The organism is Microbacterium sp. Z6_144, assembly GCF_057197625.1.
In genome coordinates, this window is sequence record NZ_JBXVPT010000001.1 from 1833427 (window position 1) to 1859361 (window position 25935).

General features: G+C 70.6%; 24 protein-coding genes. 14 read left to right on the plus strand and 10 right to left on the minus strand.

The window, feature by feature from the left end; genetic code table 11:
* Positions 1–47 precede the first annotated feature (47 nt).
* Positions 48–2684, plus strand: a complete 2637-nt coding sequence (gene polA / locus AC2DGY_RS08955) for a DNA polymerase I (protein WP_484509339.1) — start codon at positions 48–50, stop codon at positions 2682–2684.
* Between the two features lie 55 nt (positions 2685–2739).
* On the plus strand, positions 2740–4413 hold the full coding sequence (locus AC2DGY_RS08960) for a DUF885 domain-containing protein (protein ID WP_484509340.1): 1674 nt from the start codon (positions 2740–2742) through the stop codon (positions 4411–4413).
* 7 nt (positions 4414–4420) lie between these two features.
* Here AC2DGY_RS08960 and AC2DGY_RS08965 read toward each other — a convergent pair whose 3' ends face one another.
* Entirely contained in the window at positions 4421–5050 is a 630-nt protein-coding gene (locus AC2DGY_RS08965) for a phosphoribosyltransferase (RefSeq protein WP_484509341.1), read from the minus strand.
* A 116-nt stretch (positions 5051–5166) separates the two neighbouring features.
* Between AC2DGY_RS08965 and AC2DGY_RS08970 the strand changes: the two genes are divergently transcribed.
* From AC2DGY_RS08970 to AC2DGY_RS08980, 3 genes are all read left to right on the plus strand, one after another.
* Positions 5167–6210, plus strand: coding sequence for an LLM class flavin-dependent oxidoreductase (locus tag AC2DGY_RS08970; protein ID WP_484509342.1), 1044 nt, complete (start codon positions 5167–5169; stop codon positions 6208–6210).
* Positions 6211–6277: 67 nt separating this feature from the next.
* Entirely contained in the window at positions 6278–7642 is a 1365-nt protein-coding gene (locus AC2DGY_RS08975) for an MFS transporter (RefSeq protein ID WP_484509343.1), read from the plus strand.
* 33 nt (positions 7643–7675) lie between these two features.
* Positions 7676–8437 carry an SGNH/GDSL hydrolase family protein gene (locus AC2DGY_RS08980; protein ID WP_484509344.1) on the plus strand — a complete coding sequence of 254 codons (762 nt, stop codon included), beginning with the start codon at positions 7676–7678 and terminating at the stop codon, positions 8435–8437.
* Here AC2DGY_RS08980 and AC2DGY_RS08985 read toward each other — a convergent pair.
* Complete coding sequence (locus tag AC2DGY_RS08985; protein ID WP_484509345.1) at positions 8418–8984, minus strand: dihydrofolate reductase family protein; 567 nt, start codon at positions 8982–8984, stop codon at positions 8418–8420. The two genes, AC2DGY_RS08980 and AC2DGY_RS08985, sit on opposite strands and share 20 nt — an antisense overlap.
* A 173-nt stretch (positions 8985–9157) precedes the next feature.
* Between AC2DGY_RS08985 and AC2DGY_RS08990 the strand changes: the two genes are divergently transcribed.
* From AC2DGY_RS08990 to AC2DGY_RS09010, 5 genes are all read left to right on the plus strand, one after another.
* Positions 9158–9418 (plus strand): DUF6458 family protein, encoded by a 261-nt coding sequence (locus AC2DGY_RS08990; RefSeq protein ID WP_484509346.1) that lies wholly within the window; start codon positions 9158–9160, stop codon positions 9416–9418.
* Between the two features lie 131 nt (positions 9419–9549).
* Positions 9550–10770, plus strand: a complete 1221-nt coding sequence (locus AC2DGY_RS08995; RefSeq protein ID WP_484509347.1) for a serine/threonine-protein kinase — start codon at positions 9550–9552, stop codon at positions 10768–10770.
* A complete protein-coding gene (locus AC2DGY_RS09000) occupies positions 10767–11321 on the plus strand; it encodes a hypothetical protein (RefSeq protein WP_484509348.1) in 555 nt (184 codons plus the stop codon). Before AC2DGY_RS08995 ends, AC2DGY_RS09000 begins: the two co-directional genes overlap by 4 nt.
* Before the next feature lie 63 nt (positions 11322–11384).
* Positions 11385–12302, plus strand: coding sequence for an AEC family transporter (locus tag AC2DGY_RS09005; protein ID WP_484509349.1), 918 nt, complete (start codon positions 11385–11387; stop codon positions 12300–12302).
* A gap of 94 nt (positions 12303–12396) precedes the next feature.
* A complete protein-coding gene (locus tag AC2DGY_RS09010) occupies positions 12397–12954 on the plus strand; it encodes an HdeD family acid-resistance protein (RefSeq protein WP_484509350.1) in 558 nt (185 codons plus the stop codon).
* A 9-nt stretch (positions 12955–12963) separates the two neighbouring features.
* On the opposite strand, the gene AC2DGY_RS09015 is transcribed toward AC2DGY_RS09010, so the two are convergent.
* The gene (locus tag AC2DGY_RS09015; RefSeq protein WP_484509351.1) at positions 12964–14952 is read right to left on the minus strand and encodes a S9 family peptidase; all 1989 of its coding nucleotides are present in this window, start codon (positions 14950–14952) and stop codon (positions 12964–12966) included.
* 2 nt (positions 14953–14954) lie between these two features.
* On the minus strand, positions 14955–15719 hold the full coding sequence (locus AC2DGY_RS09020) for an SDR family oxidoreductase (protein WP_484509352.1): 765 nt from the start codon (positions 15717–15719) through the stop codon (positions 14955–14957).
* 124 nt (positions 15720–15843) lie between these two features.
* On the opposite strand from AC2DGY_RS09020, the gene AC2DGY_RS09025 reads away from it, so the two are divergent.
* The 4 genes from AC2DGY_RS09025 (at position 15844) to AC2DGY_RS09040 (ending at position 18639) form a co-directional block, all read left to right on the plus strand.
* Positions 15844–16317, plus strand: a complete 474-nt coding sequence (locus tag AC2DGY_RS09025) for an NfeD family protein (RefSeq protein ID WP_484509353.1) — start codon at positions 15844–15846, stop codon at positions 16315–16317.
* Positions 16314–17372 (plus strand): SPFH domain-containing protein, encoded by a 1059-nt coding sequence (locus AC2DGY_RS09030; protein WP_484509354.1) that lies wholly within the window; start codon positions 16314–16316, stop codon positions 17370–17372. The genes AC2DGY_RS09025 and AC2DGY_RS09030 overlap by 4 nt, the downstream gene beginning before the upstream one ends.
* 6 nt (positions 17373–17378) lie before the next feature.
* Positions 17379–18155 (plus strand): glycerophosphodiester phosphodiesterase family protein, encoded by a 777-nt coding sequence (locus AC2DGY_RS09035; protein WP_484509355.1) that lies wholly within the window; start codon positions 17379–17381, stop codon positions 18153–18155.
* Between the two features lie 106 nt (positions 18156–18261).
* Complete coding sequence (locus AC2DGY_RS09040; protein ID WP_484509356.1) at positions 18262–18639, plus strand: RNA polymerase-binding protein RbpA; 378 nt, start codon at positions 18262–18264, stop codon at positions 18637–18639.
* A gap of 79 nt (positions 18640–18718) precedes the next feature.
* Here the strand turns inward: AC2DGY_RS09040 and lnt are convergent, their stop codons facing one another.
* The 6 genes from lnt to AC2DGY_RS09070 form a co-directional block, all read right to left on the minus strand.
* On the minus strand, positions 18719–20269 hold the full coding sequence (gene lnt, locus AC2DGY_RS09045; protein ID WP_484509357.1) for an apolipoprotein N-acyltransferase: 1551 nt from the start codon (positions 20267–20269) through the stop codon (positions 18719–18721).
* A 28-nt stretch (positions 20270–20297) separates the two neighbouring features.
* Positions 20298–22784, minus strand: a complete 2487-nt coding sequence (locus AC2DGY_RS09050; protein ID WP_484509358.1) for a DEAD/DEAH box helicase — start codon at positions 22782–22784, stop codon at positions 20298–20300.
* Positions 22781–23539 (minus strand): twin-arginine translocase subunit TatC, encoded by a 759-nt coding sequence (tatC, locus tag AC2DGY_RS09055; RefSeq protein WP_484509359.1) that lies wholly within the window; start codon positions 23537–23539, stop codon positions 22781–22783. The genes AC2DGY_RS09050 and tatC overlap by 4 nt, the downstream gene beginning before the upstream one ends.
* A 72-nt stretch (positions 23540–23611) precedes the next feature.
* Positions 23612–23860 carry a twin-arginine translocase TatA/TatE family subunit gene (gene tatA, locus AC2DGY_RS09060; protein WP_484509360.1) on the minus strand — a complete coding sequence of 83 codons (249 nt, stop codon included), beginning with the start codon at positions 23858–23860 and terminating at the stop codon, positions 23612–23614.
* An 80-nt stretch (positions 23861–23940) separates the two neighbouring features.
* The gene (locus AC2DGY_RS09065) at positions 23941–24912 is read right to left on the minus strand and encodes a helix-turn-helix transcriptional regulator (protein WP_484509361.1); all 972 of its coding nucleotides are present in this window, start codon (positions 24910–24912) and stop codon (positions 23941–23943) included.
* Positions 24909–25901, minus strand: coding sequence for a helix-turn-helix transcriptional regulator (locus tag AC2DGY_RS09070; RefSeq protein ID WP_484509362.1), 993 nt, complete (start codon positions 25899–25901; stop codon positions 24909–24911). The genes AC2DGY_RS09065 and AC2DGY_RS09070 overlap by 4 nt, the downstream gene beginning before the upstream one ends.
* Positions 25902–25935 lie beyond the last annotated feature (34 nt).

Below are 25935 nucleotides of genomic sequence, written 5' to 3' on the forward strand. Positions count from 1 at the left end.
CGTCTCGAGCGGGAAATGATGTCCGCTCCCGTCGTTAGGCTGAACAGGTGACGGACTCCGCAAAGCCTACCCTTCTCGTCGTCGACGGCCATTCGCTCGCCTACCGGGCGTTCTTCGCGCTGCCCGTCGACAACTTCTCCACGAAGGACGGGCAGCACACCAACGGCATCTACGGCTTCCTGTCGATGCTGGTGAACCTGATCAAGGCCGAGAAGCCCACGCACATCGCCGTCGCGTTCGACATGGCCCGGCACTCGTTCCGCACCGATCAGTACCCCGAGTACAAGGCGAACCGGTCCGAGACGCCGAGCGAGTTCAAGGGGCAGATCCCCATCCTTCAGGACTGCCTGGCCGCCATGAGCATCCCGGTGCTGCAGAAGGAAGGCATCGAAGCCGACGATATCCTCGCCACCCTCGCCACCCAGGGCGCAGCCGAGGGCTTCCACGTGCTGGTGTGCTCGGGCGACCGCGACACCATCCAGCTGGTCACCGACGACGTGACGCTCCTGTACCCCAACGTGCAGGGCGTGTCTCAGCTGAAGCGCTACGACCCGGCCGCCGTCGTGGAGAAGTACGGGCTGCCGCCGGCGCAGTACCCCGAGATCGCCGCCCTCGTGGGGGAGACGAGCGACAACCTCCCCGGTGTGCCCAAGGTCGGCGAGAAGACCGCGGTGAAGTGGCTGACCCAGTACGGGTCGCTCGAGGCCCTCCTCGACAACGCCGACAAGGTCACCGGGGTCGTCGGCAACAACCTGCGGGAGCACCTGGACGACGTGCGCCGCAACCGCACGCTGAACCGGCTGCTGCGAGACGTCGAGCTGCCGGTCACGCCCGCCGACCTGGTCGTACGTCCCATCGACGCTCAGGCGGTCCGCGACATCTTCGCCCGCCTGGAATTCCGGACGCTCCTCCCGCGCGTGTTCGAAGCCGCGGGCGCCGACGCGACCGGTTCGGACGCCAGCATCCCCGTCGCCGAGGCGCCGGCCGCCGCCGAATCCGATCCTGCCGCCCTGGCCGCGTTCGCCGAATCCGCCGACGGCGAGGTGGGCGTCACGCTCGTCCTCGCCGGCGGGGTCCCGACGCGCGTCGGGCTGGCCACCGCATCCGGCGCGGTCGAAGCAGACTGGACGCCGGGGGTTCGCGACGCCCTCGCGAACTGGTTCGCATCGGACCGGCCGAAGACCTTCGCCGACGCCAAGCCGCAGGTGAAGGCGCTGCTGCGCGACGGGATCGAGGTCGGCGGCCTCGCGCTGGACGTCATCCTCGCCGGCTGGCTCCTTCGCCCCAGCTTCCCCGACAAGACGCTCGCCGACCTCGTCGCGCGCTACCTCGGTGAGAAGCTGCCCGAGGCCGACCCCACCCAGCTCGTCCCCGAGACCGAAGGGGCCACCCCCGGACAGATCTCCTGGTTCCTGCTGCGGGTCGCCGACGCGCTCCGAGCCGAGCTGCCCGCACCGGTCGCCACCGTGCTCACCGACATCGAGCTGCCCACCCTGACGGCGCTCGCGGCGATGGAGCTGGCCGGCGTGGCGGTCTCGCATGACAAGCTCTCGACGTTCTCCGGCGAACTGGCCGCCCGGGCCGAAGGCCTCGCGCAGGAGGCGTACGCCGCGATCGGCCGCGAGGTGAACCTCGGCTCACCCAAGCAGCTCCAGGAGGTCCTCTTCGACGAGCTGGAGCTTCCGAAGACCCGCAAGACCAAGTCGGGGTACTCCACGGATGCGGCAGCCCTCGCCGATCTGCAGGAGACCCACCCGCATCCGTTCCTCGCGCTTCTCCTCCAGCACCGCGAGGCCACCAAGCTCCGGCAGATCATCGAGTCGCTGGACGTCGCGATCGACGACACCGGCCGCATCCACACCACCTACCTGCAGACCGGCAGCCAGACCGGGCGGCTCTCCAGCACCGACCCGAACCTGCAGAACATCCCGATCCGCAACGAGGAGAGCACCCGCATCCGTGCCGCCTTCGAAGTCGGTGAGGGGTACGAGACGCTCCTGACGGCGGACTACTCGCAGATCGAGATGCGCATCATGGCGCACCTGTCCGGTGACCCCGGCCTCATCGAGGCCTTCAACTCCGGGGAAGACCTGCACCGCTTCGTGGGTGCCCGCGTGTTCGGCGTCGCCCCGGAAGAGGTCACCCCCGCGATGCGGACGAAGGTGAAGGCGATGTCGTACGGCCTCGTCTACGGGCTCTCGGCATTCGGCCTGTCCAAGCAGCTGCGCATCGAGCAGACCGAGGCCCGCGAACTCATGATGGAGTACTTCGCCCGGTTCGGGGCGGTGCGCGACTATCTGCGCACATCGGTGGAGAAGGCGCGCGTCGACGGGTACACCGAGACGATCTTCGGACGGCGGCGCCCGTTCCCCGACCTGGTCAGCCCCAACCGCGTGCTGCGCGAGAATGCCGAGCGCGCGGCCCTGAACGCCCCCATCCAGGGAAGCGCGGCCGACATCATGAAGATCGCGCTCTTCCACATCCACCACGACCTGGCCGCCGCCGACCTGCGTTCGCGCGTGCTGCTGCAGATCCACGACGAGCTCGTGCTCGAGGTCGCACCGGGGGAGTGGGATGCTGCGGAGCGGATCGTCCGCACCCGGATGGGCGACGCGGCCGAGCTGACGGTGCCGCTGGACGTGCAGATCGGCCGCGGTCCCGACTGGTCCGTCGCGGGCCACTGACGCCGCCTGCGCCGCGGGCTTGGTCGCGCGGCGGGGGCGTCCGTAGGCTCGACGTATGACGAACGTATCCCGCACTCCTACGTCGATCGACCAGATCGCCGATGCGTGGGTGGACACCCTCGCCGAACTCGAGCCGACCGCCGCCACCTACATCGGCCGCTCCGAGTACAACGACCGGTTCGGGGACTATTCGCCGGCCGGGCACGATCGGATGGCCTCGGCCGTGCGCGACACGCTCAGTGCCCTCGAGGCGGCCGAACCGGCCGACGAGATCGACGAGGTGACGAAGGCCGACCTCGCGCGGGAACTGCGCCTCAGCCTGGACCTGTACGACGCGCGCTGGCACCTGCGCGACCTCAACGTCATCGCCTCGCCCGCCCAGGACATCCGCATGGTGTTCGACCTGATGCCCACCGCGACGGCGGACGACTGGGCGGTCATCTCCACGCGCCTGAAGGCTCTGCCCGCCGCCCTCGAGGGATACACCGCGACCCTCCGGGAGGGGATCGCCCAGGGCATCGTCCCCGCCCGCCGGCAGGTGCGCGAAGTGGCGACGCAGATCGGCCGCTACACCGCCGACAGCGGGTTCTTCGCCCAGTTCGCCGCCGACGCCGCACCGGCGCAGGGCCAGCTTCCCGCATCCCTCGCGCGCGAGCTCGCCGACCACGCCAACGCCGCACGGGTCGCGTACGGCCAGCTGGGATCCTTCCTCACGAGCGAGCTCGGCCCGGCAGCCGGCGACAGGGACGCCGTCGGGCGCGAGCTGTACGCACTGCACTCCCGCCGCTTCCTCGGCGCGACGATCGACCTGGATGAGACGTACGAGTGGGGCGTCGAGGAGCTCGCGCGCATGGTCGCCGAGCAGGAGTCCATCGCGAACGAGATCCTCCCCGGTGCGAGCGTGGAAGAGGCCGTCGCGCACCTCGAGGCCGACCCCGCGCGCCGTCTCCACGGCACCGATGCACTGCAGGAGTGGATGCAGACCACCAGCGACCGCGCGATCGAGCAGCTGGGAGCGACGCACTTCGACATCCCCGACCCCATCCGCCGGCTGGAGTGCATGATCGCGCCCACGCGGGAAGGCGGGATCTACTACACCGGCCCCACCGACGACTTCTCGCGCCCCGGGCGCATGTGGTGGTCGGTGCCGGAGGGCGTCGACGACTTCGACACCTGGCGCGAGCTGACCACCGTGTACCACGAGGGCGTCCCCGGGCACCACCTCCAGGTCGCCCAGGCGGTCTACAACCGCGCGCAGCTGAACTCGTGGCGGCGCCTTCTGGCGGGGACGTCGGGGCACGCCGAGGGCTGGGCGCTGTACGCCGAGCGCCTGATGCAGTCGATCGGGTTCCTCGATGACCCGGCCGACCGGCTCGGCATGCTGGACGGCCAGCGGATGCGTGCCGCCCGGGTGGTGCTCGACATCGGCGTGCACCTGGAGAAGCCGCGCCTGGACGGCGAGGGCACGTGGGATCACGCGTACGCGTTGGAGTTCATGCTGCGCAACGTCAACATGCCCGAGGAGTTCGTCCGCTTCGAGGTCAACCGCTACCTCGGGTGGCCGGGCCAGGCGCCCGCGTACAAGGTCGGTCAGCGCATCTGGGAGCAGATCCGCGACGGGTACGCCGAGGCACAGGGCGACGCCTTCGACATCAAGGTGTTCCACAAGCAGGCGCTGGACCTCGGGGGAGTGGGCCTGGATACGCTGCGGGAAGCGCTCCTGCCCTGACGCGGCCTCAGGCGGGGAGGTCGGGCGCCAGCAGGCGCGCGACCTCCCCGTCGGTCGTCTGCGGGAAGCGGGCGTAGAACTGCCCGACCGCGCGGAAGTCGCGCGGTCGGTGCGGACACACGAAGGCGTCGGCGACGCCTTCCTCCGGCGCCCAGTCATAGGGCGCGACCGGGACGGCCAGGACGACCTCGCCGGCACCCCGGCGGCGTACCGCGCGGCACGCGGCCCGCGCCGTCGACCCGGTCGCAATCCCGTCGTCGACCACGATCGCAACGCGACCGGTCAGGTCGATCCCCGGCGACGGGTACGCCGCCGTCCGCCGCGCAAGCTCTGCGCGCTCGGCCTCCTCCACCCGCTCCAATTCGGCGGGCGTCGTACCGCTGAGCCGCAGCGCCCGCTCCGAGACGACCCGCACGTTCTCGGCGATCGCCCCCACGGCGAGCTCGGCGTTGCCGTGCGCCCCGAGCTTGCGCACCGGGACCCGATCGAGCGGCCAGCCGCGCGCCGACGCGACGACGGCCGCGACGACGACACCGCCCCGCGGGATGCCGAGCACGACCGCATCCCGCCCCCGCCACGGGCGGAGGGATGCCGCGAGCTGCGTGCCTGCGTCGACCCGGTCGGCGAACAACGCCATGCCGCGAGGATACTCTGGCCGCTCCGGCCGCCCTCGTCCGCACGCGTTCACCGGGGCGGAATATCAACGGACACGGGGCCGTTGCATGCGACTGAATAAAAAGACGGGAGGCGCTCATGAGCGCACAGCAGGTGGAACTCGGCCTCGACACGTTCGGAGACGTCGCGATCGCCACCGGCGGGTCACGATCCAGCGACGCCGAAACCATCCGGGACGTCGTGGAGCAGGCCGTTCGCGCCGACGAGGTGGGTCTGTCGTTCTTCGGGGTGGGGGAGCACCACCGTCCGGAATTCGCGGTGTCGAGCCCGGAGATCGTCCTGGCCGCCGCGGCGGCCCGCACCGAACGCATCCATCTCGGCACCGCCGTGACGGTGCTGTCCTCGGATGATCCCGTGCGAGTGTACGAGCGATTCGCGACGCTGGATGCGGTGTCCCGCGGGCGGGCGGAGGTCATCCTCGGGCGGGGGTCGTTCATCGAGTCGTTCCCGCTGTTCGGCTACGACCTCGCCGACTACGAGGTGCTGTTCGACGAGAAGCTCGCGCTGTTCCGGCAGCTTCTGGATGAGAGGCCGGTGACCTGGTCGGGAACGACCCGCGCCGCGCTCGACGGCGCCGACGTGTATCCCAAGACGGAATCGGGGCTCACCGCGTGGGTGGGCGTGGGGGGGAGCCCCGAATCCGTCGTCCGCGCCGCGCGACACGGGTTCGCTCTGATGCTCGCGATCATCGGCGGACCGGCCCACCGGTTCCGCCCGTTGGTGGATCTGTACCACCGCGCGCTGGACTCGTTCGAGCGCGGTCGGCTCCCCGTCGGCGTCCATTCGCCCGGGCACGTCGCCGACACCGACGCCGAGGCGTGGGAGCAGGCCTACCCGGGCGTAGAGCACAACTACACCGTCATCGGACGTGAGCGGGGGTGGCCGGCCTACAACCGTCTCCGGTTCCAGCACGACGTCGGTCCGGACGGATCGATGTACGTGGGGTCTCCCGAGACGGTGGCGCGCAAGATCGCCGACACCGTCCGCACGCTCGGCGCCGACCGGTTCGACATGAAGATCGGCACCGGCGGACTGCCCCAGGAACAGGTGCTCCACAGCATCGAGTTGTACGGCACGCGCGTTCTGCCCCTGGTCCACGACATGCTTGCGGAAACCGCCTGACCGGCGCCGCGCGTACGAGAACGCGCGTGCGACCCGACACCCCTCCCGCGCTCTCTAACATGGCGTCATGACCGACGCGGCCACGACCTCGCCCACCACTGTGTCGGAGCGCCTCGACCGGCTGCCCCTCGGCCGCGGCCACATGCGTGTGCTGACCGGATCGGGGATCGGCTGGGCCCTGGACGCCATGGACGTCGGGCTCATCTCCTTCGTGATCGCCGTGCTCGCGCAGCAGTGGTCGCTGCAACCGGGGCAGACGGCATGGATCGCATCGGCGGGATTCGTCGGCCTGGCTGTCGGCGCCACCATCGGCGGACTCCTCGCGGACCGTTTCGGGAGGCGCCAGGTGTTCGCGGTGACCCTCCTGATCTACGGGGTCGCTACCGGCGCGAGCGCCCTGGCCGGCGGGCTCGCCGTGCTCATCGTGCTGCGCTTCGTGGTCGGCCTCGGGCTCGGCGCTGAGCTTCCGGTGGCCTCCACCTACGTGAGCGAGTTCGCGCCCGCGCGGATCCGCGGCAGGCTCATCGTGATCCTGGAGGCGTTCTGGGCGGTGGGATGGACCGCGTCGGCGCTGATCGGCTACTTCGTCATCCCGGCGTCGGCCGACGGATGGCGATGGGCGTTCGCGCTGGGCGCGGTCCCGGCCGTCTACGCGCTCGTCGTGCGCTGGGGCCTTCCCGAGTCCCCCCGCTGGCTCGCACGCCAGGGCCGTTCCGCGGAGGCGGAGCGCATCCTGACGGCCTTCGAAGGCGGCGCCGGCAGGGGAGAGGCAGCGGCTTCGCCGGCACCTCCCACGCCGGCATCGGCCGCGCCGCCATCGGCCGCTCGAGCGGGGGAGCGCCTGGCCACCCTGTGGTCGCGCGAATTCCGGCTCCGCACCGCGAGCCTGTGGATCGTGTGGTTCTGCGTCAACTTCTCGTACTACGGAGCGTTCATCTGGATTCCCACGATCCTCGTCGCGTCCGGGTACGACCTCGTCCGCTCGTTCGGCTTCACGCTGATCATCACCCTCGCACAGCTCCCCGGATACGCGGTCGCTGCCTGGCTCATCGAGGTGTGGGGACGCCGCGCAACGCTGGCGGCGTTCCTCGCCGGCTCCGCCGTGTCGGCCGTCCTGTTCGGTACCGCGACGAGTGAGGGAATGGTCATCCTCACCGGCATGGCCCTGTCCTTCTTCAACCTGGGCGCCTGGGGAGCTCTCTACGCCGTATCGCCGGAGACCTATCCCACGTCCGTGCGCGCAACCGGAAGCGGATGGGCAGCCGGAGTGGGACGCATCGCGTCGATCATCGCGCCGCTCGCGGTGCCGCCCCTGCTCGCCGCCGGCGGCGCGCCGGTCCTGTTCATCGTCTTCGCCGGCTTCTTCGCGGTGGCCGTTGTCGCGACGTGGGGTCTCGCCGACCGGCGGGGGCGCGCGCTGGACGAGCGGTGAGGTCCTCGCCCCCGCGACCCGTAGGGTAGCGGGGTGGCATCCGTACGCTTGGTCTCCATCGGCGACTCCTTCACCGAGGGGGTGGGCGATGAGCTGCCGGACGGGACCGTCCGCGGATGGGCCGACCTCGTTGCCCAGCAGTGGGCGACGGCGATCGACGAGCCGATCGAGTACGCCAATCTCGCCATCAGGGGCAAACTCGTGTGGCCGATAATCCGCGAGCAGCTCGAGCCCGCCCTCGCACTGAAGCCCACGCACCTGTCGTTCAACGGCGGCGGCAATGACATGATCCGCCCGCGCCCGGACATCCCGCGCATCGCCGACGCCTTCACCACGGTGCTGCGCCGCTGCGACGAAGAAGGCGTCCGCCTCATCCTGCTCTCGGGGGCGAATCCATCCGCGCAACTGCCGCTCGGCCGCATGGTGCAGCGGCGCGGCGACGCACTCTCAGCCGCCGTCGACGGCCGCCTCGAGGAGTGGCCGGACGTCGCGCGCGCGCTGAACTGGCCTGACCGCGAGCTGTCGTCTCCCGCGTATTGGGCGGTGGATCGGCTGCACATGAACACGCGCGGTCACCATCGCGTCGCAGCCCGCGTCCTCGAAGCTCTCGGTCTGGACGTACCCGCCGGGTGGTGGTCGCTTCCCGACACGATGCAGGAACGCCTTGCCGGCGCCGCCTACTACCGCACGCACGTGGGGCCGTGGGTGCGTCGTCGCCTCACCGGCACCTCCTCCGGAGACGGCCGCACGGCGAAATTCCCCACTCCGGTGACCGTCACGCCGGCCTCCGCGTGACACGGTAGACCAGCTCGGCGAACTGCCCGGCCCGCCGCACGGACTCCAGATGAAGACGTTCAGGGCCGATCCGGCGGGGGAGGAGCGGCTTTCCTGCCGGCAGAAGAGCCGGCGCCACCGACAGACGGATCTCATCCAGGTGGCCCGCGTCGTCGAACTGACCGACGAGGTCGCCGCCGCCGACGAGCCAGATGACACCGTCGCCGGCGGCGTCGGCGACCTCCGGCCAGAAGGAGGCGACATCACCCTGCACGAACCGGATGTCGGCTCCGGCAGGCACCGCCAGGTCGCGGTGCGTGACGACGAAGCAGGGGAGTGCTCCGTAGGACTCCGCCCACATGCCGGGCCGTTCGTGCTCCTCCATGTTCAGGACCCACTCGTACGTGGCCGCGCCCATCACGAACGCACCCACCGTCGCCAGGAACGACGCCATGTCGTTCTCGGCGTCATCGGCGCCGGGCACGGCGAACAGCCACGCGAGCGAATCGTTCTCGTCCGCCAGGAAGCCATTGAGCGTGACGGCCGTGTGAAAGACGGTGGCACCCATGCGTCGAGACTAGGCGGCGCCGGCGACACCCATGGAACCGGTTCCATAACAGGTCCGGGGGACCGGCCGGATGTCAAGCCCTCAGGACCCCTCCACGCGTGAGACCATCATGGGACCGCGGCACCGTGCCGCAAGGACGTCGCACGTGTCCGGCGTCCGGAAAGGGGAGAGCCATGAGCATCGGAGCAGGAATCGCGCTGTTCGTCATCGGAGCCATCCTGGCGTTCGCCGTGAACGTGCAGCTCGATGTCATCAACCTCGACCTCATCGGTTACATCCTCATGGGTGCCGGCGTCGTCGTCTTCGTGATCGGACTCGTGCTGATGATGCGCCGCCGGTCCAGCGACACTGTCACGCGCACCGCCGTCGACCCGGCCGCGGGCGAGCGCGTCACCCGTCAGTCCACGCGCACCAGCGGCGACGACGTCGTCTGACGCCACGTGCGCGCTCCTCGGTGGAGGAGCGGTCAAACTGACATAAGCAACGATCACACTGACATAAGCAACGAGCAAACTGACATAATGTGCATTATCGGCAATTGCTCCGGGTGGGCGGGAGGCGCACGATGACAGGTGTCATCGATCCTCCCGCCGTCCCCGCCGACGGCGCTGTCCTGGGCGAACGCTATCGCCTGGAGACAGTCATCGGGCGCGGCGGATACGCCAGTGTGTACCGAGCCACCGACGAGCGTCTCGAGCGCTCGGTCGCCCTGAAGATCTTCGCGGCCAACGCCACCGGAGAATCCGACAGCGCACGCGTCGCCTCCGAGACCCGCGTGCTGGCGTCCCTCACCCACCCGTCGCTGGTCACGCTCTTCGACGCCCGCTTGGACGAGGACCCGCCGTACCTCGTCATGGAGCTCATCGAGGGGCCGACCCTCACGCAGCGCCTCACCGAGGGCCCGGTGGACCCGGTTCTGACCGCCACGTTCGCGGCGCACCTGGCCGAGGCTCTGCACGTCATCCACGCGCGCGGCATCGTCCACCGCGACCTCAAACCCTCCAACGTGCTGCTGCGTCCGGCGCCGCTGCCGTTCGAGCCCCCGCGCGCCACGCTGGCCGACTTCGGCATCGCATACCTCATCGACTCCGCCCGCGTCACGGCCACCGGGACGCTCATCGGCACTGCGGCGTACCTGAGCCCCGAGCAGGCCCGCGGCGCACCACCCGCACCCGCCGCCGACATCTACTCCCTGGGTCTCGTGCTGCTCGAGGCGATCACGGGGCGTCGGGCCTACGCACAGAACACGCCGCACGAGGCGCTCGTGGCTCGGCTCCTCCGCGCGCCGGAGATCCCCTCGACGCTGCCGGAAGGATGGCGCAGGCTCCTCGGGGCGATGACGTCGATGGACGCCGCCGAACGGCCCGATGCTCACGCCGTCCGGCGCGCCGCCCTCCTCCTCCAGACCGAGCCCGCCGCGGCACGGTACGACCCCGCGGGGATCACCATGCCCGACGGTGCGGCGATCACCATGCCCGACGGTGCGGCGATCACCATGCCCGCTGCCACCGGCGCCTCGACCTCGGATCGCCCTACGGTGGAGCTGCGCCCCGCCGCGCCCACGGCCATCCTGTCGGACACGCCGGGCGACCCGGCACCTGCGTCCCGGTCGCATCGCGGCTGGTGGATCGGTCTCGGCGCCGTGGTCCTGGCCGCCGCGATCGGGCTGGTGTTCGCGCTGATGGTGCTGCCCGGAGGGTCTCCGACCCCCGATCCCACTCTCCCGGCGCTCCCCGAGCCCCTGGGCGAGCATCTTCGCCGGCTCCTCGAGCAGGTGCGGCCGTGAACCGGCGCACCCCGGCCCTCGTCGGCCTCGCCGTGGCCGCATCCCTCGCGCTCGCCGGATGCGCGAGCACTCCCCCGTCCGAACCGGATCTGCGCACCCTCGTGGTGGCGGCCGCCGATTCCGCCGCCGCGGGCGACCTGACCGGGGCATCCGCATCGATCGACGAGATCGAGACACAGGTGGCGGCCGAGCAGACCGCCGGCGATCTGACAGCCCAGGAGGCCGAGGCGATCCTCGAGACGATCTCGCTCATCCGAGCCGAGCTGGCCGCACTCGCGCCCCCCTCGGCGCCGACGCCCCAGCCCGAGCAGCCCGCCGAACAGGCCCCGCAAGAGCCGCTCCCCGTCGACGACACTCCCGTCGAGGCCCCCGTCGACGACACCCCCGTCGAGACCCCGGTCGACTCCCCCGACGGCGAAGACAGCGGCAACGACGGCGGGGGCCCGGAGGAGAAGAAAGACAAAGAGAAGGACAAGGAGAAGGGCCCCGGCGGCGGCAAGGGGAACGAGGGAAGCGGCCCGGGCCCGGGCAAAGGCAAGTCGCACGGGTGAGGCCCCCTAAGCTCGTTCCGTGACGACGCGCCCCCGCCCCTCGCTTCCCCCGCGCGCGCACGCATGACCGGCGTTCTCACCGGCTTCGCCGTCGTGGGCCTGGCGGTGGTTGTCGGCTACGTCCTGGGCCGGACCGACCTGCTGGGTGCGGCGGGCCAGCGCGTGCTGAGCCGCCTCACCTTCTTCGTCCTCTCGCCGTTCCTGCTGTTCGTCATCCTGGCCGGCGCCGACGTGCAGACCCTCTTCTCGGCCCTGCTGCCGGTGTCGGCGCTCACCGCCCTGGCGATGTTCGCCGTCTACGCGCTGATCGGTGCGCTCGTACTGCGGCGAGGGCTCGGCGAGACCGTGGTGGGTTCGTTCTCCAGCGGTTACGTCAACGCCAACAACATCGGCATACCGCTGTCGCTGTACATCCTCGGCGACGCCGCCTACTCGGCTCCCGTCGTGCTCTTCCAGCTCCTCGTCTTCATGCCGGTCACCCTCGCGCTGCTGGATGCGGCCACCGCGGGCACCCGGTCGTGGCGGCGCATCGCCGCTCAGACCGTGAGAAATCCGATGCTGTGGGGTGCCGCCCTCGGAGTGCTCGTCGCACTCAGCGGACTCGAACTGCCGCCCATCGTGCTCGATCCCCTCTCCCTCCTCGCCGACGCGTGCATCCCCGTCATGCTCATCGCCTACGGGATGACGCTGCATGGCCAGCGGGTCCTCACGGCCGCCGGTCGGCGGGTGGATGTCCTCCTGGCGTCGGCGTTGAAGCTCGTGGCGATGCCGCTGGTGGCGTGGCTTCTGGCAACCGCGTTCAGCCTCTCCCCCGAGCAGACGCGGATCGTCGTCGTGCTCGCCGCCCTGCCGACGGCGCAGAACGCCTTCCTGTTCTCTCAGCGCTACGGCGTCGGCGAGATCATCGCCCGCGACACCATCTTCGTCACGACCCTCGGCTGCATCCCCGTCCTGTTCCTCGCCGCGGCGCTCCTGCACTGATCCGACCGGGTCCAAGGTCCCTCGTCTCCTCCCGCCCTGTGCCCTACAGTGGGCCCCGGGCGGCACTCAGCCTGCTCCCAGGAAGGCAGACGCCATGTCCGTGGACCAGTCGTTCGCGCGCGGTGCCCTCACGACGATCCGGACGGCGCTCGGGGTCTCGGGCGCGCTGTCCCTCATCGTCGGGCTCCTCATCGTCTTCTGGCCGGGGCGCACGGCCGAAGTCGCGGTCGCCATCATCGCGGTGTGGGCGGTCGCGGCCGGTCTGGTGTATGCCGGGGTGGGCATATTGGTCCGCGTGTTCTCCGGCTGGGTCCGCGTCGGCTATGTCGTCCTGGGTGCCCTGTTCGTGATCGCCGGGGTGGTGGCGCTGGTCAACCTCGCGGCCGCCACCGTCGGCTTCACCATCGTCCTCGGGGTGATCGTGGGAGCCCTGTGGATCGTGGAGGGGATCGTGACGCTGACGACCCTGGGCGCGTCGGGGTCGAAGGGCTGGGCGATCTTCTCGGGCGTCCTCAGCATCGTCGCCGGCCTCATCCTGTTGTTCACGCCGATGTACGTGGGGCTGCTGTGGGTGTTCCTCGGCATCGCGCTGATCGTCCTCGGCATCGTCGGGATCGTGCGTGCGGTCACCATCGGGCGGGGCATCGTCTGACGGCGCTCCTCAAGCGGGCAGGTATCGCCGCCACCAGTCCAGGATGGCGGTGAACCGCTCGACGCGATGCCGCGGCTGACCTGCTCGCGAGAGTTCGTGGTTCTCGCCGGGGAAGATGAGCATCTCCGCCTCGGTCCCCTGACGCTTCAGCGCGGTGTAGTACCGCGTGGCCTGCTCCAGCGGGCACCGGAAGTCGAGCTCGGAGTGGATCACGAAGGTCGGTGTCGTGACACGATCCACCACCGCGAGCGGGCTCTGCGCGCGCACCGCGTCCGGGTCGGTGCCGACGTACTCGTCGCCGAAGAAGCTGCCGATGTCGCTCGTGCCCTGGAATGACACCGGATCGAGGAACCCGCGCTCTACGATCGCGCCGGCGAACCGCGTGTCGTGCGCGATGACCCACGCCGTCATGTAACCGCCGTACGAGCCGCCCATGACACCCACGCGCTCGGCATCCAGGCGGGCGTCCGCGACCAGCGCCCCGTCGAAGAAGTCCATGATGTCGGTGTAGTCGACGGTGCCCATCGCGCCCCGGATGGCGCGGCCGTGGGCGCGTCCGTACCCGGCGCTGCCGCGCGGGTTGCAGTAGACCACGGCGTACCCGGCGTCCACGAGCACCTGGGTCTCGTCGAAGACGTGCACCCCGTAGGTCGCGTACGGTCCGCCGTGGATCTGCAGGATCACCGGGAAGGGTCCCTCGCCCTCGGGCACGGCCACCCAGCCATGGACGGGGTAGCCGTCCCGGCCCGGAACCTCCCGCTCCTGCGGGGTGGTGATGCCCGTCTCCCCCAGTGCGCGGCCGAAGTGCGTGAGGACGCGCGCGGGCGCGCCGGGCTCGAGCAGCACCAGCTCGCCGTACGAGTCCGGGGTGCTGACGGATGCGACGATCCGCTGCCCGGCGGCCGCCACCCCGCTCGCCCCGACGTCGCCGCCGAGCAGCTCAGAGACCGTTCCGTCCCTCGTGACACGGAGGATCCGCATGCGGCCGCGGGTGCGGTCCTGCACCAGCACGTCGTCGCCGACCGGGGTGGCCCGGCTGCCGACCTCGCCCAGGTCGATCGTCTCGGGCTCGGTGAGAAGATGCGGACCAGCCGGCCCCAGCATCCACAGGGCGACGCCGGGGGCCACGAAGTCGGTCCCGCGCGGCCCCACGTCGTTCGCGAGGAGGAACACGGTGCCGTCATCGGCGACCGCCACGTCGCCGACCGAGAGGTTGGCGGACCTGGGGAGCACCTCCCGCATCCCCCCGCCGTCGACGGCGACGGCCACGACGCGGCTGCGGAGGTCACGGATGTCGTGCTCGATCACGTCCGGCACGACGAGGATCTCCCGGCCGTCGGAGGTCCACACGGCGCCGTGCCAGCTCGCCGGTCCCTCGGTGAGGGCGACGGCCTCCGCAGCCACCACGGTGGTCGTCGGCTGGTCCTCCCCCTCGGCCAGCACGCGCGAGGCCGGCTCATAGAACGGCTCGCCGTCCACGGCGGGCGCGTCGATGAGGAAGAGCTGGGCGGGCCGATCGGCGAGGTAGCCCAGGCCGTCGGCCTGCCAGCGGACGCCGGTGATGTGCCGGGGCGCCTCGGCGGCGGCGTCGAGGCCCTTGACGGTGCCGTACCGGCCCGGCTCGGCGATCCGCGCCGTGTACGCGATCCGCGTGCCGTCGGGTGACCACGCGAAGTCCTCCACACCGGAGGGGGCGTCGGTGGCCTGCACGGGTTCCCCTCCCCCGGCTCCGACGACGAACACCTGCGTGCGGCCCTGGGCATCGGCGCGCAGGAAGGCGACGTGCGCGTCATCGCGGGTGAGTGCCGGGCTCGCGTCGGCGGTGCCGCGCGTGAACCGGCGCGGCTTTCCCCCGGGAAGGTCGATCCGCCACAGTTGCCCGACATTGCGGTTGGCCGCGACATCCGGGCGCGACGTGGCGAACACCGCGAACGAACCGTCGCTCGCGATGGCGGGCCGGCCCACCCGGACCAGTGCGTCGATGTCCGTCGGGCGCATGCTCACTCGGGTTCGAAGGACGAGGTGTCGCCGATGAGACGCGTGTTGTCAGCCGGTATCGGCTCGATCGCCGCGCGCGCGACCTCGGCGGCGAACTCCGCGACGTTGTAGAGCCGCCCCGCCGACTCGCGGCGCGTGGCGATGGCTCCGGGGTTCGCGCGCTCGAGCAGGGTCGCCGTGATGGTCCCCTCGATCATGTCTCCCGAGACCACGACGAATCCGATGCCGCGCTCGGCGAGCTCGGGGATGAACTCGCGCAGGGCGTCCTCCCCGGCACGCTTGGACAGGGCGACCGGCTCGTACTCCGGCATCGTGGGGGTGGTCCGGATGAAGTGGGCCTGGTGGCTCGTGACGAACACCACGCGGGCGCCGTCCCCGAGGAGCGGCAGAGCCGCCTCGAGGACCCGCACCTGCGCGTCGCGGTTCAGCTGGAGCGCGTAGTCCTCGCCCATCCCCGCCTCCATGCCGCCGGACGCATTGAGCACGAGCACATCGAGGGCTCCGAACGCCCGCTCCACCTCCGAGGCCATCGCCTCGACGGAGGCGGGATCGGTGAGGTCTGCTCCCACCACCAGCACCTGCACCCCGAGGCTGCGGAGCTCCGTGGCGAGCTTCTCGGCGCGGGGCGCCTTGTTGCGGTAGTTGATCACGACGTTCGCACCGGCCTCGGCGAGGTAGCGCGCGGTGTCCGCGCCGATCCCGCGGGACGACCCTGTGACGAGGGCGGTCTTGCCGCGAAGCGAGTCGGGCGGGAGAATCTGGGACACGGGGAGCTCCTGAAGTCGGCGGTTTCCTGCACCGCGGCGGCCGTTCGCGCGGGCTGTTCGACCCTACCAATCCGTGCTCGCGCACGACCGTGCGTGGGACCGTCTGCGGGCAAGGAGGCGCACCATGGAGCTGCTCCAGACCATCGGCCAGTGGGCATGGATCGGATGGGTGGTGCTCATGCTGATCTTCCTGGTCGTGGAGATGCTCACCCTCGACCTGACCTTCCTGATGCTGTCGGTCGGCGGACTGGCCGGCCTCGGCGCCGATCTCCTCGGCGCCCCGCTCTGGCTGCAGGTGATCGTGGCCGCCGGCGTCGCGGCGGTCCTGCTGTTCGCCCTCCGGCCCCCGTTGCTGCGACGACTCCACCGCGCATCCGACGCGAGCCCGTCGAACATGGAGGCGCTCCTGGGCCTGGAGGGCCGGGTGCTCGCCACCGTCACGACCGTCACCGGTCAGGTGAAGCTCGCCAACGGCGACGTCTGGACGGCACGCAGCGACGCACGGGGTGAGATCGAGCCGGGCACGCCGGTGCGCGTCGCGCGGATCGACGGCGCGACCGCGTACGTCCACCCCCGACCTGAGGAGGTCCCCGAATGACCGCACAAGAGGTCATCCCGGCCGTCATCGGCTGGGCGCTGGCGGTCGCCGTCCTGGTCTTCGTCGTGGTGGTGCTCTTCCGCGCCATCCGCATCATCCCGCAGGCCAGGGCGGGGGTGGTGGAGCGTCTCGGCCGCTATCACAAGACGCTCCAGCCGGGCCTGAACCTCCTCGTCCCCTTCATCGACCGCGTCCGTCCGCTCATCGACATGCGCGAGCAGGTGGTCTCCTTCCCCCCGCAGCCGGTCATCACCGAAGACAACCTCGTCGTCTCGATCGACACCGTCGTCTACTTCCAGGTGACCGACGCACGGGCCGCCACCTACGAGATCGCCAACTACCTCGGTGCGGTGGAGCAGTTGACCACCACGACGCTGCGCAACGTCGTCGGCGGGCTGAACCTCGAAGAGGCGCTCACCAGCCGAGACAACATCAACGGCCAGCTGCGCGTGGTGCTGGATGAGGCAACCGGCAAATGGGGCATCCGCGTCGGCCGCGTGGAGCTCAAGGCCATCGACCCACCGCACTCCATCCAGGATTCGATGGAGAAGCAGATGCGCGCCGAGCGCGACCGGCGGGCGGCGATCCTCACGGCCGAGGGATCCAAGCAGTCGCAGATCCTGGAGGCCGAGGGCCGCAGGCAGGCCGAGATCCTCCGAGCCGAAGGCGACAAGCAGGCCGCCGTGCTGCGCGCGCAGGGAGAGTCCGAAGCGATCCAGATGGTCTTCTCCGCGATCCACGCCGGAGACCCGGACGAGAAGCTCCTGGCTTACCAGTACCTGCAGACCCTCCCGAAGATCAGCGAGAGCCCGTCGAGCAAGCTGTGGATCATCCCGAGCGAACTGACGGAGGCCCTGAAGGGGATCGGGGACGCCTTCGGCGGGCGGCAGAGCGGAGCGGATCTCCGCCGTTCGCCGCGTACTCCCCCGCCCCGAAGCGGCGGAGCGGACGAGGCCGTCGAGGCCGCGCGCGAAGCGGCCGCAGCGGCCGATGACATCGCGGCGCAGGCGCGCTCCACGATGCCCGCCGGGTCGGGCGATCTCGGCGGGGCGTGAATCGTCGTGACCCATCCCTACCTCCGCGGCACCCGAACGCCGCGGATCCTCGCTCACCGAGGACTGCTCACCGCGGATGCTGCCGCCTCCGGCGTCGTGGACAATTCCTTCGCGGCCGTGGCGGCGGCTCACGCCACGGGGGTGGAGTACATAGAGTCGGACTGCCACCTCACCTCCGATGGCGTCGTGGTGCTCCTGCACGACGAGGATCTGACCCGCGTGGCCCACGATCCCCGCCGCGTGGCGGAGGTGGCCCTGCCCGAACTGATGGAGATGCTCGCGGAGCGAGGCGGGCTGCTCACGCTCGAGCAGGCGCTGGAGTCGTTCCCGACGTTGCGGTTCAACCTCGACGTGAAGGTCGCCGGTACGGAGGATGCGGTCGGACGTCTGGTCGCCCCGCACGCCGAGCGGGTGCTGCTCACGAGCTTCTCGGACGCGCGTCGCCGTGCCGCGCTCGCCGCCGCCGAACGGGCCGGTGCCCCGATCCTCCCGGCGACCGCACCCGGATCCCGCGTGCTCGCACAGCTTCTCGCGGCGCTCGCCGTACGCAGCCGCCGCGGCGTGGATGCCGCGCTGCGCGGAGTGGACGCCCTGCAGATTCCGGAGCGGCACCGCGGGAGACGGGTCCTCACTCCCCGCCTGATCGACGCCGCCCACGCGAGGGACGTGGAGGTCCATGTCTGGACCGTGAACGACCTGTCGGACATGGAGCGTCTGCTCGCGACCGGTGTGGACGGCCTCGTGACCGATCGCGCCGATGTGGCGCTGACGCTCGTCGCGTGACCGCTCCCGCTGAGCATCCTCTGTGAATGCGCGACGACGCGCGCCCGTTCGGATGGATCGCCCAGGTCAGAACGTTATACCTGGACAGCGACGAGAGGACCATAAAATGGCAGACCGCAGTCTGCGCGGAGTCCGACTCGGCGCCCAGAGCCTACAAAGCGAAGAGGGCGTCGTGTTCCACGACCGCGCACAGCACATCTACACCTGCACGTCCTGTGGACGTGACACGACACTGACGTTCGCCGCCGACGCGGAAGTACCCCCGTCCTGGGAGTGCCGCACGTGCGGCGCCGAGGCGCTGCTTCGCATCGGTGAGGGCACCGCCACCGTCGACCACAGCGAAGACAAGGCCGCCCGCACGCACTGGGACATGCTCCTGGAGCGGCGCACGATGCCCGAGCTGGAAGAGCTTCTCGAAGAGCGTCTCGCCTACATCCGCGCGCGCCGCGGTGGCGGAGATGCCACGGAAAAGATCTCAGCCTGAGTCCAGGCACCACCGACGCCGGCCCCGTTTCGGGGTCGGCGTCGTCGTGTCTCCGCCGGTGTTCCGCTCCCCGGCGAGGTCATCGGTGGTGGGCCACCCGCTGACGTGACCGGAGCGTGGCGGCGACGCCGAGGGCGGCGAGGGCGAGCACACTCCCCCACCCGATGATCGCCTGCAGGGCGGATCCGAGGACCACGGCGGGCGTCAGCCCCTCCCGCAGCGGCACCTCGGTGAGCATGGTGCCCGCCTCACCCGCCGGGAGAGCGTCGATGACGCTGCCGTCCGGGGCGATCACCTGACTCGTGCCGACCGTGGAGATGTTTACCACCGCCCGCCCCGTCTCGATGGCCCGCATCCGTGCGAAGGCCAGCTGCTGAAGGTTCTCGTCCGTATCGCGGAAGTCGGCGTTGTTCGTCTGGAAGACGTAGAGCTGAGCGCCCTCGCGCGCGCCGTCCCACAGCACGTCGTCGTAGATGACGTCGAAGCAGATCGCCAGGCCGATGGCGATCCCGCCGAGATCGACCACCGGCGGGTTGGTCCCCGGCGAGTATTCCCGACCGATGAGACCGACGAGGTCGGGCGCGACCGCCTGGAAGAACCACCGGTCGGGCACATACTCGCCGAAGGGCACCGGATGCGTCTTGTCGTGGAGCTGCGGGGCGTCTTCGCCCGCGGTCCACAGCATCGAGGTGTTGAAGACGTCGTCGCCACGGGCCGTGGCGGCGTTGACCAGCAACGGCGCGCCGACGCGTTCGGCCAGAGCGTCCAGCGTGCGCTCCGTTCCCGCGTTCGTCAGGGGGTCGGCATCCACGCCCCCCTCCGGCCAGACCAGGAGATCCAGCTCCTCGCCGAACAGCGGCGACGTCGCTTCCAGCTGCGCGTTGAGGACGTCTCCCGGTCCGCGCGGGTCGAAGTACCCCGTCGGTCCGTTCCCCTGGACGCTTCCTACCCGGAGCGTCCCGGCCGCCGCGGTCGGGAAGGAGGGGACGGCGACGAGGACGACGGCCAGCGCCACGGCGGGGAGGGCCGTCCGCACATCGCGGAACCGCCCGATCCGGGCCCATTCCAGCACCGCCGCGGCGAAGGCGACCATGAGGAAGGTCAGCCCGGTCACACCGACCCAGGACGTGAGCGAGCCCAGGGGGCTTTCGGACTGGGTCATCCCGATGCGCCCCCATGGGAATCCCGTGTACGGCCACGAGCCCATCACGAGCTCGCGCATCGTCCACAGACCGGCCACGAGCACCGGCAGGAGGAGCAGACGCGACCACCGCCCCGGGAGGACCCGCGGAAGCCACCGGTACGCGAGGGTGATCGGCACGGAGCCCACCGCCCAGAACACGGTCTCTGCCCCGGCCAGACCGAACCACGGGATGACCCCGAGGTAGCGGGTGGTCCACGAGACGTGGACGAACCAGAAGGCGGCGCCGAAGACGGCTCCCACCAGCAGCGCACCGCCGACGCTCCGGCCGATCAGCGACGCGAGGGCGAACGCGACTCCGACGAACGCGAGGGGCCACCAGCCGATGTCGGGGAAGGCCGCATCCAGCGCGAGACCGCCCACGCCCGCCGTGAGCACCGCTGCCCACAGCGGCAGCAGCGGGAGGGGGGCGGGCACGGATTCGACCATAGCTTCGGGATGCTGACTACCGGCTGTGTCACACGGTGGAGTAGGCCACGATGCCCCGGCGCACGCCGTCCAGCGCGCGGCGGGCCACCGTTGCTACGGGGGCGTCGGCGACCAGCGACAGCTGGTCGAGCAGGTCGATGGTCTGCTTGGCCCAGCGCACGAAGTCGCCCGCCGCCATATCGGCGTCGGCGAGCACCCGGTCAAGCGGTGCGCCGCGGGTCCACTGGTGCATGGCGCTGGCCAGCCCCGCCGCGATCGGCTCGGTGCCGGGGAGCCGGTGCTCGCGCTCGAGGTCGTCGAGCTCCTGCCACAGCGTCTGGGTGGCATCCAGCGCGGGACGGAACGCGCCGCGCGGCAGCCCGTACTCCCCCGGGCCGGCGTCGTCGCGGCGCGGCTCGTAGACCAGCGAGCACGCGATCGCCGCGAGGGCCGGGGCATCCAGTCCGGTCCACAGGCCACGGCGAAGCGATTCGGCCACAAGCAGGTCGCGTTCGCCGTAGATGCGCCGCATCGTCCGTCCGGCGGGCGTGAGGTGCGTGGCGCCGTCCTCATCCACCGCGACGTACTGCAGTTCGGTGAGAACGTCCACGACCCGATCGAAGATGCGGGCGACCGTGCCGGTGCGGGTCTGGATCTGCGCGCGGATCTTGTCGGTCGTGCGCTTGAGCTTCCAGTACCGCTCGCCCCACCGCGCGTGGTTCTCCCGGTCGGGGCACGAGTGGGCCGGGTGCCGCAGCATCCGCTTGCGCAGCGACGCGATCTCGCGCAGGCGCTGCTCGCGGGTGGCACGGGATGCCGTCGCGTCGCGGCGGTTCAGCTTCTCGGCTTCGGAGAGGTCGCGGCGGATGGCGGAGTACTCGCGGAAGTCCCCGCGGTCGCACGTCATCGCCTTCTCGTACCCCGCGAGGGATTCTTCGTTCTCGCGCACCTGGCGGGCGAGGCCGACCACGGACCGGTCGGCCTGGAACTGCGCGAACGACGACTCCAGGATTTCGCGCGAGCGTGGCCGGCCGAACTGGTCGAGGAGGTTCACGGCCATGTTGTAGGTCGGGCGGAAGCTCGAGTTCAACGGGTAGGTGCGGCGCGAGGCGAGAGCCGCGACCGCCTGCGGGTCGAGACCTTCGGTCCACTGGATGACGGCGTGACCTTCGACGTCGATGCCGCGGCGACCGGCGCGGCCGGTGATCTGCGTGTACTCCCCCGACGTGATCGCCACCCGGGCTTCGCCGTTGAACTTCTCCAGCTTTTCCAGCACCACGGTGCGGGCCGGCATGTTGATGCCCAGCGCGAGGGTCTCGGTCGCGAAGACGGCTTTAACGAGCTTGCGCTGGAAGAGGTACTCGACGACCTCCTTGAAGGCCGGGAGGAGCCCCGCGTGGTGGGCGGCGACGCCCCGCTCGAGGTTCTCCCGCCACTCCCAGAACCCCAGCACCGCCAGGTCCTCGTCACGGAGAGTCCGCGTGCGCTCCTCGACGATCTCGCGGATCTCCCGGCGCTCCTCCTCCGTGGTCAGCCGCAGTTTCGCCCGGCGCATCTGCTGCACCGCCGCATCGCACCCGGCCCGGCTGAAGATGAAGAAGATCGCCGGGAGCAGGTTGGCGCGTTCGAGGAGCCCGACGACCTCCGGGCGGTCGAGACGTTCGACGCGCTGGACGTTGGCCGAGCGCACCGGACGCTGTCCGCCCCGCGGCGGGCGCCGGCCGTGCGGCGCGGAGCCGGTCTGCTGTGCCGACCGGTAGGACTGCGCCCGCCGGTTGTTCTCGTACGTCGACCCCGACCCCGACCGGATCCGCATCAGCTCCTGGTTGACCTGTGCGGTGGCGACACCCGCGCGGTCGTCGAACAGCGGGAGCAGGTCGCCCCGGACGAGCACATGCTGCTCGAGCGGCACCGGACGCACCTCCGACACGATCACCTGCGTGTCGCCGCGCACCGTGTCGAGCCAGTCGCCGAACTCCTCGGCGTTGGACACCGTCGCCGAGAGCGAGACGAGCCGCACCGAGGGCGGGAGGTGCAGGATGACCTCTTCCCACACGGGGCCGCGGAATCGGTCGGCGAGATAGTGCACCTCGTCCATCACGACGTAGCGGAGGCCCCGCAGCGCCGAGGAATCGGCGTAGAGCATGTTGCGGAGCACCTCCGTGGTCATCACCACGATCCGCGCCGACGCGTTGATGTTGGTGTCGCCGGTGAGAAGGCCCACCTCGTCGGCGCCGTAGACCTCGACCAGTTCGCGGAACTTCTGGTTCGACAGCGCCTTCATGGGCGTGGTGTAGAACGCCTTCTCCCCCGGCTCGTTCATCGCCAGGTGCACCGCGAACTCGCCCACGATGGTCTTCCCCGCACCCGTGGGGGCGGCGACGAGAACGCTCCGGCCCTCTTCGAGAGCCTGACATGCGGCGATCTGGAACTCGTCGAGGTCGAACCGCTGGGCGGCGGCGAACGCGGTGGTGAGGGGATGCTGCGCGCGCTGGGAGGCGCGGGCGAATCGTTCGGCGGGACTCGGGGTGCTCATGGCGTCGCCTCCGGCGGCAGGAGGGCGGCATCACGGCGACGACGGCGGCGGTCGAAGAGAAGGGACAGTCCCGCGGCGGCGAAGAAGAGCACGACGAGGATGCCCGCCAGCATCAGCATGCTGATGACGTCGGCCGCGGGGGTGGCGAGGGCGGCGAAGATGGTCGCCACCAGCACGGCCACGCGCCATCCCTTCAGGATCGCCTTGCCACTCATGACGCCGGCGAGGTTCAGGGCGACGAGGAAGACGGGCAGCACGAAGGCGACGCCGATGACGATCAGCAGCTTGAACACGAAGTCGTAGTAGGTGACGGCGGTGAACAGCTGGGCGCCCTGATCGGGCACGAACGTGGCCATCAGTTCGATGATGTGCGGCATGATGACCACGCCCACCACGCACCCCCCGAAGAACAGCGGCACGGCGGCGGCGACGAAGCCGACCGTGTATCGGGTCTCTTTACCGGTGAGGCCCGGCATGATGAACGCCCAGATCTGCCACAGCCAGACGGGCGCGGACAGCAGCAGGCCGATCGCGAAGGCGATCCGCATCCGCATGTCGAACGCGGAGGTGACGGTGTCGAAGTTCAGGGCGACCAGGTCGGTGCCCCGGTCGGCGGCGACGGTGCGGATGGGCTCGGTGAGCACGTCGATCACGCCGTCGGTGATGAAGAACGCGACGACCATGCCCACCAGCAGCGCCGCCGCGGCGATCATCAGTCGCCTCCGCAGCTCGACCAGATGCTGGCCGAGCGACATGCGTCGATCACCCCGTCGCGGTGTGCCGGGCTGTTCTCCCACCCGTGGCGGATCGGTCGTGACCACGACCGGTCAGGAAGACGAGTTGGGCGTCCCGCCGGGCCGGTCCGCGGTGCTGTTCGTCGCCGTGGGCGCGCCGGGACGATCGGAAGTGCCCGTCTCCACGGCGTCCTCCCGCTTCATTTCCTTGATCTCGCCGCGGAACACGCGGGCCGACTGGCCCATGCTCTTGGCGAGGGCGGGCAGCTTGGCCGCGCCGAACAGAAGCAGGATGACAGCGAGGACGATCAGCAGGTGCCATCCGGTGAAGTTGCCGAGCATGAGATCTCCTCGAGGATTACGGGATTCCCCCAGTGTAACTCCCGGGCCGCCGCGGCGGTCCTAGCGCGGCGACGCGGCTGCTATGCCTCGGAGCGGTACTGGGCGAGCCCGGCCTGCGCCCAGGATGCGGCGGCGCTGCGCGCGGCGGGCGGATCGAGGATCTCCACCTCACCCCCGCGTCGGGCGGCGAGGCGTTTGAGGCTGTGCTCGTCGGCCACCTGCAGGACCGCCGTCGTCGTGCCGCCGGCCGTCTCCGTGCGGGCACGGTCCAGGTAGTCCCCGATGAGCGGTGCGATGGCCGAGGGGAAGCGAATACGCACCACGACGTCGTTCTCGCCGGGCTGGAACAGGTCGGGAACCGGCTCGGCCCCGTGGGTGATCGGGATCTCCGTCAGGGTGAGGTCGCTCACGCGCTCGAGATGGAACGTGCGCATCGCCCGGCGCAGGTGGCACCACCCCTGCAGATACCACGAGCCGTTCGCGATGTGCACCTTGACCGGGTCGACGGTGCGCGTCGTGGCGGCCGCATCCGGCGGTTTGTAGGTGAACGACACCGCGACGCGCGAGCGCAGGGCCTCGTCGACCACGTCGCGCACGTCGTCGACCGGTCCTGTCGCCACGATCACGTCGGCCGGAGCCGCCGACGCGCCGCGCGCCAGCTTGGCGAGAAGTCCCGTGATGAGTTCGTTCGTGCCGGCTCCGGGCAGCGTCCGTGCCAGCTGGAGACCGGCGAGCAGGGCGGCCGCCTCGCGCGCGGTGAGGCGGGGAGAGCGTTCGAGACCGACGCTGTTGGTGATCGAGATGACATCGCGCGAGTCCAGGAGGTCCCAGTCGATGTCGAACAGGTCGTTCGGCAGCTGCCAGAACCCGCCGTCGCCGGGCAGGCCGATGACCGTGAGCTTCTCCACCAAGACCCGCATCTGTTCGGGGGTCACCTCGAACTCGTCGGCCGCCTCGACGATCGACACCTCGCCCTTGCCGATGAGGTAGGGCACGAGCTGCAGCATGAGCGCGGCGCGGTCGGTGGCCAGCATCGGCTTACGCGCCGTCATGCGACGCCTCCGTGCAGCGCCAGGGTCGCTTCCAGGCGGCGGACGACCTGCTCGCGAAGCTCCGCCGGTTCGACGACCCGCACCTCGGGTCCGTAGGAGGCGAGCTCCTCGGCGAAGACATGGACGTCGACGTACGGCACCCGGATGCCCTGGTCGGCGGGGGTCGCCCGTCGCTGCAGCCTCAGCGCGGCCTCGGTACCGGGGTGCACCTCCAGCAGCGCGGTCTGGGAGGCCGCGACCGCCTGCAGACCCGACAGTGCCTTCTCCCCCGCGCCCTCGCGCTGGGTCGCGTCGAAGCGTTCCCGAGTGAGCTCCACCTCGCCCACGATGCGGGAGAGGAGGAACGTGCGCTCGGCGTCGATGTTCACGTCGTAGCCGAACACGTGCCAGCGCGCCTCGTACTCCACCAGCGCGAGCGGGCGCACACGACGCGAGCGCGGGGCGGTGTCGCCGGGCCGGAGGTACGGGAAGGTGACGACGCGGCTCTGCTCGATCGCGGCCTGGAGAGCCGGGAACGCCGGATCGCGCAGGCTGATCCGCGGGGCGTAGCCGATGATCGGCTCGTCCACGGGGATGCCGAGGGCCCGGATCTTGCGGAGGCCGCTGCGGGCATCGACCGACATCGACTGCGAGCCCCAGACGCTCCCGGCGATGTTCAGCAGCGCGACCTCGGCCGGGGTGAAGGTGATGTCGGCCGGCAGGGCGTACTCGGCGGTGGGCACCCGGTAGCGCGCCTCGCGCAGGTCGTCCGGATCGGCGTAGTCGCCGATCGTGTCGATCGGCACTCCGAGCCCGCGCAGGCTCTCCTTGTCGCGCTCGAACATCTTCTCCAGCGCATCCTTGGATGCGCCGCCTTCGGCCTGCTCGCGGTAGCCGGCCACCGACGACAGGATGGTGTCCTTGGTCAGTCCCTGCTCGGTGGCCATGAGCGCGACGACGAGGTTCACCAGACGCTCCTCAGGAGCGTTCTTCACCGGTCGCGTAGGCACCCTCACATCCTACGTTCGCCCCTGCCGGGGCAGG